This is a genomic window from Bacteroides sp. (genome assembly GCF_028690125.1).
Taxonomy (GTDB): Bacteria; Bacteroidota; Bacteroidia; order Bacteroidales; family Bacteroidaceae; genus Bacteroides.
Genome location: NZ_JAQVBV010000075.1, coordinates 1 through 10937, shown reverse-complemented (window position 1 = coordinate 10937; position 10937 = coordinate 1). Strand labels below are relative to the sequence as shown.

Annotated in this window: 10 protein-coding genes; 2 read left to right on the top strand and 8 right to left on the bottom strand. The window is 37.7% G+C overall.

Annotation, left to right across the window (positions count from 1 at the left end; translation table 11 throughout):
• The first annotated feature begins 17 nt into the window (after positions 1 to 17).
• Entirely contained in the window at positions 18 to 452 is a 435-nt protein-coding gene (locus tag PHO71_RS24260) for a recombinase family protein (protein WP_300208620.1), read from the top strand.
• Here PHO71_RS24260 and PHO71_RS24255 read toward each other — a convergent pair.
• Positions 449 to 2053: an IS1634 family transposase gene (locus PHO71_RS24255; RefSeq protein ID WP_300208618.1), complete on the bottom strand. Its 1605-nt coding sequence runs from the start codon at positions 2051 to 2053 to the stop codon at positions 449 to 451. The genes PHO71_RS24260 and PHO71_RS24255 overlap by 4 nt on opposite strands.
• A gap of 65 nt (positions 2054 to 2118) precedes the next feature.
• On the opposite strand from PHO71_RS24255, the gene PHO71_RS24250 reads away from it, so the two are divergent.
• Complete coding sequence (locus PHO71_RS24250) at positions 2119 to 3180, top strand: recombinase family protein (RefSeq protein ID WP_300208616.1); 1062 nt, start codon at positions 2119 to 2121, stop codon at positions 3178 to 3180.
• 481 nt (positions 3181 to 3661) lie between these two features.
• Here PHO71_RS24250 and murJ read toward each other — a convergent pair whose 3' ends face one another.
• From murJ to PHO71_RS24215, 7 genes are all read right to left on the bottom strand, one after another.
• Positions 3662 to 5185 (bottom strand): murein biosynthesis integral membrane protein MurJ, encoded by a 1524-nt coding sequence (gene murJ, locus PHO71_RS24245; RefSeq protein ID WP_300208614.1) that lies wholly within the window; start codon positions 5183 to 5185, stop codon positions 3662 to 3664.
• A gap of 63 nt (positions 5186 to 5248) precedes the next feature.
• Positions 5249 to 6013: an acylneuraminate cytidylyltransferase family protein gene (locus PHO71_RS24240; RefSeq protein ID WP_300208612.1), complete on the bottom strand. Its 765-nt coding sequence runs from the start codon at positions 6011 to 6013 to the stop codon at positions 5249 to 5251.
• Entirely contained in the window at positions 6013 to 6963 is a 951-nt protein-coding gene (locus tag PHO71_RS24235; protein ID WP_300208610.1) for a Gfo/Idh/MocA family oxidoreductase, read from the bottom strand. The genes PHO71_RS24240 and PHO71_RS24235 overlap by 1 nt, the downstream gene beginning before the upstream one ends.
• Before the next feature lie 2 nt (positions 6964 to 6965).
• Positions 6966 to 7943: a Gfo/Idh/MocA family oxidoreductase gene (locus PHO71_RS24230; protein ID WP_300208608.1), complete on the bottom strand. Its 978-nt coding sequence runs from the start codon at positions 7941 to 7943 to the stop codon at positions 6966 to 6968.
• On the bottom strand, positions 7944 to 9113 hold the full coding sequence (neuC, locus tag PHO71_RS24225) for a UDP-N-acetylglucosamine 2-epimerase (protein ID WP_300208606.1): 1170 nt from the start codon (positions 9111 to 9113) through the stop codon (positions 7944 to 7946).
• The gene (gene neuB, locus PHO71_RS24220; RefSeq protein WP_300208604.1) at positions 9110 to 10105 is read right to left on the bottom strand and encodes an N-acetylneuraminate synthase; all 996 of its coding nucleotides are present in this window, start codon (positions 10103 to 10105) and stop codon (positions 9110 to 9112) included. The genes neuC and neuB overlap by 4 nt, the downstream gene beginning before the upstream one ends.
• Entirely contained in the window at positions 10102 to 10746 is a 645-nt protein-coding gene (locus PHO71_RS24215; protein WP_300208602.1) for an acetyltransferase, read from the bottom strand. The genes neuB and PHO71_RS24215 overlap by 4 nt, the downstream gene beginning before the upstream one ends.
• Positions 10747 to 10937 lie beyond the last annotated feature (191 nt).

Below are 10937 nucleotides of genomic sequence, written 5' to 3'. Positions count from 1 at the left end.
ATTTATTGTCATGAACGTTGAAAAGAGGATTCGGGATTTTTTGTCCCAATTATTTATTTTCAAAAAATTCAATTTTCAATGTTCAATATTTCTGTTTGGATGAAAAAGCGAGATGTTCAGCAGACCCCATGTACGCGGCCGTCGCCCAGCAGGAGGCCCTCAACATTTCCATGAACACGGCATGGGCATACAGAAGCCGCGCGCTGCAGGGCAACCCGAAGTTCCGCCGCCTGTACGGCTACAGGGTGGTGGGGCGCGGCAAGGACCAGATGCTCGAACCCGTCCCCGATGAAGTCGAGGTGGTCAAGGGCGTCTTCACCGACTTCACAGCCGGTGTGCCCATCATGGACATTGCCCACCGGCTGTCCAAGGCCGCCATTCCCACCGTACGCAACCGTTCCACCTGGACGGGCAAGGCCATCCGCAACATGCTGCCTGGATTCCCGGATTAGCGTAACGAGGGTGGCTCAACCCCCATTAGTTTGAACAAATCAATTTGTTTGCTTGTCATTTCTCCCCATTTCAGCTTCCGTCCGTTTTCCTCAAAGCACTCAATCACATCAAATTCGTCAAGCAGACCCTGAAGTGTGTACTTGCTGAATAGATCGTTCTCCGTCATTCTCTTCTTGATGTAGGATAGATAGATGAGCGCAACAAACTCTACAAACAGCTTCCCGTCCAGACTTTGCTCGGAAGATACCAGGGTTCGTCGCAGATTCAGCCTTTCCTTCAGGTTTCCAAATGCTTTTTCTACCAGGTCTTTCGTTCGATATATATCGAGTGCGGGAATCGCGTCCTTCACATCATTGCTTATGAGAGCGAAGTATCCATAATTCTTTTTAGCCTCATCAATTGCTTCTTGACTTGCAGTAATCTGTCTCTCTCCATTCGCTAGAATTTGCACGGTGAAATACTTTTTGTAGTCGCTATCGTGCTTCTCATGCAGCTCATCGCTTTCAAGTTCTGTCTGCAGCGTCCTCAATAGAAGGTTTTGTCTCTTCTCATCTTCGACAGCTTTTTCATGATTGAAGTACAGGTGAAGATAGAGTTTCCTGTCTTCCCTTAGTTGGTCGCCAATGATTGGCCGGTCCTGCTTGTATTTCCACTTTATGATGGCTGTGCTCGAATACAGCTCCCGCTCATCATCGTAGTGATCGAAGTTCCGTATCGTGCTTCTTGCTTTTTCAAGTTCCAGCTTTACATACTTGAGGTTGATTTTAGTGGCCATGATGAATCGATAGTGCGCTTGAAATAAGCCATTCACATTATCTTCACTATAGAAGCCACGATCCATGACAAGTTTGATATTGTTATAGCCAAGTGTCTTCATGTCGGTTAACAGTTTTCGAACCGTTTTGACATCTGCAATATTTCCGGCCAACTTCCTGTAGTAGAAAGGCAGTCCTGATTCCTGACCAAACAAGAGAGCCAGGTTGATTTGAGCCAGACGGTCATGTTCTTTGTTCAAGCCGTATTTGACTTGCGACAACGCTGTCGAATAACTCGAAATGGAAGTGATGTCGTATGCCCAATACTCTTTCTCGGTGCGACGATACCCTTGCAGGCGGAAAAACCGTTGCTTCGCCTCTTCTGTTATTGCAGCAAAGACCTCACTGCTTCTTTGTGATGGGATATCATGCCCTGCTGGATGACGATGTAGCACATTCCATTTATTAAATCGGCTCAACGGGTTATTCTCTTCAAGAATCAAATAGTAGGCGATGGAACGGATTTGCTTGTGTATCTCAGGAAAGCATGTCTTGAGGTCAGCTGAGAGATTGAGGTTCTGTCCGATTTGATCGAAGAGGTAGGTCGCGCCTCCGAAAAAACGAGCTGTTTGCGTTGCAGGGACAGGGCCACGCTTTGCTGTTATCTCTGCTGCTGGTTTTGCCTTCTTTCGAGTCGGTATGATTTCGCCTGTTTGGGGGTCGACTTTGCCAATGCACACTCGCTTGGCGCGAGACTGTTGTTTCTCTTTGTCCCAATGGGATACTGATTGGTAAGCGTAGGTGATTCCAGTCACTTTGTTCTTTTGATAAACAATGGCAGCCATTTTTCAGCCCCCTCTCACCTCGTTACTTTAATATATCATGTAACGAGGCGAGATGCAAGAGAATTATGGCTAAAACTATTGAAAATAAAGCGTTTCAAGCTCTTTCATCGTTACTATTCCCGGGAATCCAGGAGGCACACATTCCCACGGCTCAAGGTCTCAATGACTGGGGGCCATCGATTGTGGACAGGATTCTTGGCAACGTGGCTTATACCGGCGATTATCTGTATGGGAAGCGGTATCGGCCGGACATCACAAGCCCAAGACTCGTACCAAACCAAGGTGAGGTGGAACAATTTTTCATTGAGTCGCACCATCCAGCCATCATTTCCAGGGAGGACTGGGAAGCGGTGCAGGCCATCCGGCGAAACCGAACACACCCGGTACGCGGCCTTTCCTTTCGCGACATCCAGACCGAGGAGATGAACAAGACGGATGAGGCCATCAAGTCCCGCCTGGTATGCGGCCACTGTGGGCACACTGCCCATTCTCATCCCGTGATGCGCAGCAAGAAGAGCGACCAGCCCCACGGTTATTGGAAATGCAATGGCACACTGGCCCGCAACCCGAACAGCCGCTGTCACCTCCCCGCCTTCCGAAAAGAGCTGATGGAACACGCCGTCATGATTGTGTTCCAACAGATGAAGCATCAACGCAACTGGCAGGATTCATGGCACTCCTATTTTGAAGCGTGCAAACAGTACGGGCAGGATACACATAATGCCATGCAGCACCTCTTGGGCCAGCGAACCAGTCTCTACCACACCATTAACTCACTGGTGAGCACGGAGGAGAATGAGAGCATCCAGTTTGTTGACCGGATTGAAGCATTGACGGAAAAGGTGCTGCAAATCAATGCGGAGATCGATCAACTTGATCATGTCAAAAAAACGACTGCCGACAACCGTGACAGGCTCAAACATTTCCCAACCCTGCTCAAGACGCTCCAGCCGTTCGAACCCGAGACTGAGCGAATTCCTTTCAGGCGAGACATCTTTGAGAGCGCGGTACAGTCAATCCACATGATGAGCAAAGGGAAGATTCTGGTGGACTTCATCTTTGATCACTGTGAAACCGTTGCTATCAAAGGATATTTACCACACAGGTTGTTAATGAGAAGTCAATAGTTGTTATTGGCATATGTTTCTTTTTGTTATTTTTTTTAACAATACCCTTATACAAAACTGGTTTTTCTCCCATTTTAGCACGCTGTTTATTGATTATCCTTTTATCATAGTAACAAGTCTAAAAATGCCCGTTCTCTTTCACTGCTAATCACGGTGTCAAACTGATTATGGATATCTGAAAAGTTACCGTCACTGCTAATCTGAAAAGTTACCATCACAGCACATCATGGTGTTACTATCACTGCTTATCTGGGATGTTTACCATCACAGCACATCCAGGTGTTACCATCACTGCTTATCTGAGGGTCAAGTTAATCATGCTTATCTGGGTGTCAGGTTAATCACGCTATCAACCAGATTGAGCTCACCCATATATAACCCTTATTAGAGCTAAGCCTCATATAAGATTCCCAAAATTTACTTATGTGGTTGAATAGATTCTTGGGGAGTTGGGGGATGGGTGGAAATAACAATACAACTATTAAACAGCTCCTCTTCCAAGCTTCTTCTTAATCGCTCCAACAATTACATCAACATCTTCAATTTTCATAAAGTAGATAATCACGAAATATGATAACGCTCCAACGCCGATCGCTAATAAGAGTGAAAGGTTCTGAGATATAGAAGTCGTTAAGTAATTAAAGCTTAGTTTTGCTAATCCGCCCATAACCAATGAAGCAAATAGGATTTTTAGGAATGAAATGCTGATTTGCTTCATTCCGAATGGGCCTATCTTTTTACGTAAATTGATTAGCATCAACAACGATGTGAATATTGCAGATATTGATGTTGCTAATGCAAGCCCTCCAATACCTAATAATCGAGAAAAAATAAAATTAAGTATTATATTAACTATCATTCCAATAGCACCATTTAACATTGGAGTTTTTGTATCTTGCAATGAATAAAATACTCTAGATAATGTTTCTCTTACTCCAATCCCAATCAAACCTATAGAGTAGAATAGTAAAGAATATGTTGTCATTTCTAGAGCATTAACATCAAAGGATCCTCTTTGAAAAAGCAAACTTACAATTTCTTTTGTAAATATCATAGCTCCTATTACAATTGGAATAATAAAAATATTAACTATATTCAGTGATTCAGCGATTATTTCTTTCAATTTTTTCATATCGTTTCTACTTGCTAAATTTGATATAGTCGGATACATAACAGTAATCAAAGATGTAACAAATAATCCTTCAATAAAAACATTTAATCTGTTTGCATAATTTAATGCAGAAATACCGCCAACAGCGAGCGTTGATGCTATTGTTCGATCTATTAAAATATTAATTTGATTTACTGATGTACCCAATATAGCAGGCAATGCAACAAAAAAAGTCTTTCTCAAATTGATATCTTTTGTATCAAATATTAATTTGTATTTAAAACCTTCTTTTTTTATGAACGGAATCAAGAATAATAACTGTGATGCTAATGCAGCCAGTGTCCCAATTGCAAGTACTCGATAGTTAGTTCTGGAAGATAATACAATAGATATAATAATAACAAGATTAAATGGAATTCCAATTAACGCTGGCACAAGAAATTTTTCTTTAACATTAAGATATGAACGAAAAATTGAAATTAAAGTAGTTAAATACATCCCGATTAATCCGATTTTTGTGAACTCTTTAGCAATTTCAAAAGTTTCACCTGTGAATCCATATGCAAATATCCTGACTAGAGGTTCTGTAAATGTAATCCCCAAAACAAAAATAACTGTAATTGCTATCATAAAGAAATTTATTAATTTGCTAGTATACAAAGATGCTTGTTTTTCACCAAGATTAGATCTTACTCTACTTAAGATAGGTAGGTAAGCTGTAGTTATCGCTACACCAAGAAAACCAAATATTACACTGGGTATAGTTTGAGAAATTAGATATGCATCAGTTATATTAGTAGCTCCATAAAAATAAGACAGAACTATATCACGAGCAAAACCAAATACTTTTGATAAAAAAGTTATCACCATAATAATTAGAGCCGTTTTTTTCATCTACCTTAATTCTCCTTGATTGAGAATAAACATTAAAATATTTAATTATTGTACCGTAAAAAATTATCCTAATATTATTATTCTAATATTCTCTTGTATTTTTTTCATTTCTGTATTCTTAACAAACTGATATTTTGCAATCACGGACATAAGTTCGAAATCAATTTCATGATCAATATCGAGAACTGCTGTATCCATCATTTTAATGACATCACATTTTCCCTCAAAAATTCCTTTACCGCTCTCAAGAAATTCTGGGGAATAAGCATACATAGAAGCATTCATATCAAAGATTTCTGGTGCTTCCTGTCTTGCGTTGAAGTTCGACTTGATAACACGTTCATACCCCTTCGCAGTTTTCATCACCATATTGAAATACGGATTTCTTCGTGAGTCTGTTACAGAGAAAACCACATCAGCATCTGAGTTAACCTTTTTTTCTACCAAAGTTTCAAGATCTTTCAAGGTTCTTAATGGTGAGGTAATATCTAAGTCAACAACTAAATCATAATCTTCCTTCAGTCGTTCTTTGAGTACCGTATAACTGTTCTGGATTACATGAACTTTTGGTGTATTATCTTCGCCAAGTTTAGGCTCTCTTTTAACAATATGGATTGGTAACGTCAATTTATTTCTGAATAGGTCAATTAAATCATCACTATCAGTATTTAAAACAATATCACAATCGTATTGTTTATTATTTTTTATAAACAAATCAATTACTGATACAGTATAAAACGGCAAAGGATAACCTAAGAACTCTTTTAGATTCTTGTTCTTTACTCCTTTTGAACCTGCTCTACCACATATTGTAAATAATATCTTCATTAAAGTTTACCTTCCTTTGCAATTTTTAATGTAGCTAAAGCTGTATAAATATCATTTTCATTATTTACTTTGTCTTCTAAAACATCAAAGAAGTTAGCAATTTCCTTAAATTGATAAGAATTTCTATCTTCACTAAATTGAATGACTTTATTTTCATTCAAAAATCGAATTTCACTGTTTATAATATCAGCAACTATAGTTTCATCTGCAGTGAAGAGTTGTAATTCTCTTATTGGCTTTCGTCCAAAGTAGTCTAGATGTACTTCAGCTAGCATCTTCTCATATTCAGCTATGTAAACTGATAAGTCATCACTGTCTACTTCTAACCGAGAAAATTTGCCCCGAAAATTTAAAACTTGTTTAGGCTTCCCAAATAAATACATCATATAATCCCACTCATGTATAAGATCAATTGATACGCCACCGCCTTGGTCCAAGTGTGCACTATATGTTTCTCGATAGTCTAACCCCGGTCTCCAATCTGGTAAAAAACTGGAACAAATCACTCTTGCACTGTATACCGAATTCAAATCAATCTTATTTTTTACATACTGGATAACCTCAGTATATCTTAAAGGACATGCAACGTAATAAATGCCCTTTGTGTCCAATGATAAATCTGATAGTTTCAAAGATGTTTTATGAAAAACTGGTTTTTCAATAAACATATTTTTTGCCTTATGGCAAAATTCTTTTATCGTATCATAGTGTAGATGAGTCGGATTGGTAATAAATATAACATCATAGTCATCGGGAATATGTTCATGTTCTATATATACATTAGAAATAAGCTCGCTTAACGATTCATCCAAAGCCCTACTGTTTTTCCTTCTAATCACATCTATAGAATATTCAACGTCTCTGCTTCTAAGGACCTTATCTATATTAATTAGATGTCTTTTTCCTATTGAGCCTAAACCAATCATTCCTATTTTATATCTTCTTTGCATAGTTAGGCCTCAATTCTATCTATTAAATCGAGTATTATTTTGTCTTTCTCGAAATCGTAAATAGGTTCAATATTGTTAGATATCACGTTAAAAAAAAATACTATTTCATCATAGTAAGCATTTTCAACAACAAACTTACTGTACTGATTGAGTTGATCTATTTTTTCATACAATAGGATATTCGCCTCTATTCTCTTCTCAATATCCATCATTTTTAGTCCTTCGGCTGAACCATCCCAAGATAAGTATAGATTTTCACCAAAAACTTCAAGGTTTCTCACCGCTTTTCTTGATACTATATCAACAGCGAGCATACCTTTATGTCCTGATTCATGTTCTAGAATAACCATGTAATTGTCATCATAATCAATATTTAATGAGCTGATTCTACTTTTTCTTACAATGATGTCTTTAACATTACCAAAAACCTCAATAAGCCATGGTAATTCTATCGCAAAAATTTCTCTGCACCCATTAGTTCTCTTATCACCAACAAAAAAATCTTTATAATTCTCCCATGGGTGCCAATCTGGCAAATACTGACCGATATGGTAGTTATAATTCAATCTTTCATCTTGCATCTTGACTAACTTTTTTATTTGATTAATCTCCGCTCTATGTAAGAATGTCGAAGATAAGAAAAGAACTTTATTTTTTTCTTCTGCTAATTGAATATTCTCATCATATCCATCAGTAACTAGATTTAATTCTGTAAAAACATGTAGATTATTCTCTAAGCACAATTTAATTAGTTTACTGTGTGATAATGGTGAAGTACAAATGATTGCACTGTCAAGACTGTTGTTTTTTATTGCCTCCTCTAAACTATCAATTGTTTCAATTCCAAATTCAGATTCGGATGCTATTCTTCTCTCTTTATTTAAATCAACACCAATGATTTTATAAGAATCGTTATACTGTTTGATTAAACGAATTCTTCTTCTCCCCATTGATCCAAGTCCAATCACAACAATATTCATCTATTTCACCTCGCAATCGTAAAACTTTTTTTTAAGATCAATTTTATCATTAATCAGATATTCTTTTATTACTTCAATTACTTTGTCAGATGTATCTCCATTACCATATGGATTGACAGTTACCTTAGCTTTCTGCACAAATTCTTCGCTTAATGCTAACTCCAACGCTTGTCTAATACTTTCTTGCGTTGGTTCACAGTTAATTACACTACTTGCTTGTAGCCTTCCTTTTTGGCGGTCTCCTATATTGACCGTAGGTATAGCAAAGCTAGGAGCTTCTAGTAATCCACTCGATGAGTTTCCAATAACCATTGAACAATACTTAAGTGCACTTAGATATCGTCTCATACCAAGAGATGTAAACGCAAGAATGTTTTCATTTTCCCTGGCATAGTTATCAATTAACTGATTTATTATGCGACCTTCAGCATCTGCATTTGCTTTAGTGTAGATAAAATTTAATTTAGTATATTCTTTACAGACTTCTAGAAGCGATTCAATTTGCTTCTCAGAGCTGTTATTTTCAAGTGTTACTGGATGGAATGTAACCACCGCATATGGTTTTGATAAACTGATATTAAGTTCATTCTCTAATTCTTCTTTTTGTAGCAATTTTTCATTTATGATATTTTCAATACCAATTGCTCCGACATTGAATACACGTTCTGGATTCTCTCCTAATTGAACAACCCTTTTTCCGTATTCATCTGTACTTGTAAAATGAAGATAACTTAGCTTTGTTATCGCATGACGAATAGACTCATCGATTGCCCCTTCGGTTGTTTCTCCTCCATAAAGATGAGCTATTGGAATTCTATGATTCATTGCTGTAGTTGCTACAGCCAGTGTTTCATATCGATCACCAAGAACAATCAACAAATCGGGATTTAGCTTCTCAAAATAATCAGCAAAGCTAATCATCGCAAGTCCCATTGATTTGGAAATGGACGATGGGGTATCTGAGCTTAAAAGGATCTCGATTTTCTCATCAATAACAAAACCATCCTTTTCGATTTCTCGATATGTTAAGCCAAACTCTGGTGAAAGATGTGCACCAGTGGCTACGATTCTTACATCGAATTCATCAATTGTATTAAGTTTTGCGATTATTGGTTTCAACAGACCATATTCAGCTCTTGTTGCTGTTAGAATACTGATTATTTTCTTCATAGCTCTATCAACTCATCTTCTTCAAAATCTCTCGGTGCAGATTTTCCTATGACATCAAACCATCTCATAGGACTTATACCATGACCTGGCCTTTTTACTGCAAGGTTCTCTTCCGTAAAAATTTCACCCGCTTTAATGTCTTTACTTGCAATAATACTCTTACGAGCAACTGCCATGTTCTTCTTCTCTGATTCGGCTGGCTGTTTCATTCCATTACCTAGAGCCAGTTCAATATGTCTTATGAAATCAACCATAGCTTTAAGCTCATTAGGTTCTAAGCTCGCTTTATGATCAGGTCCCTCCATATTTCTATCTAAGGTAAAATGCTTCTCTATAACTGTAGCACCTAAAGCAACCGCGGCAATAGGAACCTCTATGCCTTTAGTGTGATCCGAATAACCCACCTTTACGCCAAATTCTTCCTTTATAGTGTTCATAGCATTCAAATTTACATCTTCAAATGGTGTCGGGTACTCTGTAGTACAATGAAGAACTGTAAGTTCCACAACTCCATTTTCTTTTAAGGCTTTAATAGCGCTTCTTATGTCTTCCATTGTGCTCATACCCGTGGAAAGTATCACAGGTTTATTAAGTTTAGCAATCTTGATTAGATAAGGTAGGTTGGTAATATCTCCTGAAGGAATTTTCCAAGTGCCCATCTCTAAACTATCTAAAAAATCAATGCTGTCAAAATCAAAAGCCGTAGACATAAATTCAATATCTTTACTTTTACAATAATCATTCAGCTTGACAAATTCATTAAAGGAGAGTTCAAGTTTCTTAAGCATATCATGTTGAGATTCTTCTGGCTCAGTTTGCTGCTTTTGATATTCAGCTTTTACCGCATTTTTTGATACGATATTCTTAGAAACAAAAGTCTGAAACTTTACGCAATCAGCCCCTGCATCTTTAGCTGCATCGACTAGTTTTTTTGCTAATTCCAAACTTCCATTATGATTTACACCAGCTTCTGCAATAACGAATACACTCATAGTTTCTTCACCTCCCTGCATGGATTTCCGTAAGCCACTGTATGAGAATCAATATTTTGTAGAACAACACTTCCCATACCAATAATCGAATTAAAGCCTATTTGAATTTGCTGTTTAACCGTTGCATTTGAGCCAACGTGAGAATTCTCCCCAACAACTACTTCTCCACCTAAGACAGCTCCTGGAGCAATGTGGGAAAAGGCACCAATCTGACAGTCATGCTCCACTATAGATCCAGAATTTATGATAGACCCTCTTTGAATTAGGGCTCCAGCATTAATAGTACTCTGTTTCCCTATAAACACACCCTGTTTAATTTCTGCATACTTACTGACTTTAGCTGAATTATCAATGATGAAAGGGATCTCATAACCAATTTCACTAAGAAGCTTGAAGAGTTTTATCCGAAGAGTTGGATTCCCGATACTTCCAACTGTGATAAAGGCGTACCTGTAACCATATCTAAATAAAGCAGGTAGATCATCATCACATCCCACTACAGGAACACCCATCACTGAGTTGCCAACATTTTCATTCTTATCGACAATTCCGATTTCTGCATATTCATTCAGTTCAAGAAGACTGTCCAATACTGATTTACAATGGCCTCCGCCACCAATTAAAAGTATATTCTTTTTCATTTTTATCTCCGATCTAAATTAATATAAACAATGGTAACTTAAGATTCTTTTTCACTTATAATTTTGTAGTCTCTCGAAAACTCAAACACCTTGCTATCAGGCCGTCTTATAAGTCGTGAACATAACGTTCACCTCCAGAAAGACGGCTTTTTGTTTTTATCTATTTCCAAATTTATCATTACAATTCTTTG

What these genes read in the sequence shown, in the direction of transcription:
- PHO71_RS24255 (WP_300208618.1), bottom strand. Translation starts at nt 2,053, where the DNA reads ATGGCTGCCATTGTTTATCAAAAGAACAAAGTGACTGGAATCACCTAC.
- PHO71_RS24250 (WP_300208616.1), top strand. Translation starts at nt 2,119, where the DNA reads ATGGCTAAAACTATTGAAAATAAAGCGTTTCAAGCTCTTTCATCGTTA.
- murJ (WP_300208614.1), bottom strand. Translation starts at nt 5,185, where the DNA reads ATGAAAAAAACGGCTCTAATTATTATGGTGATAACTTTTTTATCAAAA.
- PHO71_RS24240 (WP_300208612.1), bottom strand. Translation starts at nt 6,013, where the DNA reads ATGAAGATATTATTTACAATATGTGGTAGAGCAGGTTCAAAAGGAGTA.
- PHO71_RS24235 (WP_300208610.1), bottom strand. Translation starts at nt 6,963, where the DNA reads ATGCAAAGAAGATATAAAATAGGAATGATTGGTTTAGGCTCAATAGGA.
- PHO71_RS24230 (WP_300208608.1), bottom strand. Translation starts at nt 7,943, where the DNA reads ATGAATATTGTTGTGATTGGACTTGGATCAATGGGGAGAAGAAGAATT.
- neuC (WP_300208606.1), bottom strand. Translation starts at nt 9,113, where the DNA reads ATGAAGAAAATAATCAGTATTCTAACAGCAACAAGAGCTGAATATGGT.
- neuB (WP_300208604.1), bottom strand. Translation starts at nt 10,105, where the DNA reads ATGAGTGTATTCGTTATTGCAGAAGCTGGTGTAAATCATAATGGAAGT.
- PHO71_RS24215 (WP_300208602.1), bottom strand. Translation starts at nt 10,746, where the DNA reads ATGAAAAAGAATATACTTTTAATTGGTGGCGGAGGCCATTGTAAATCA.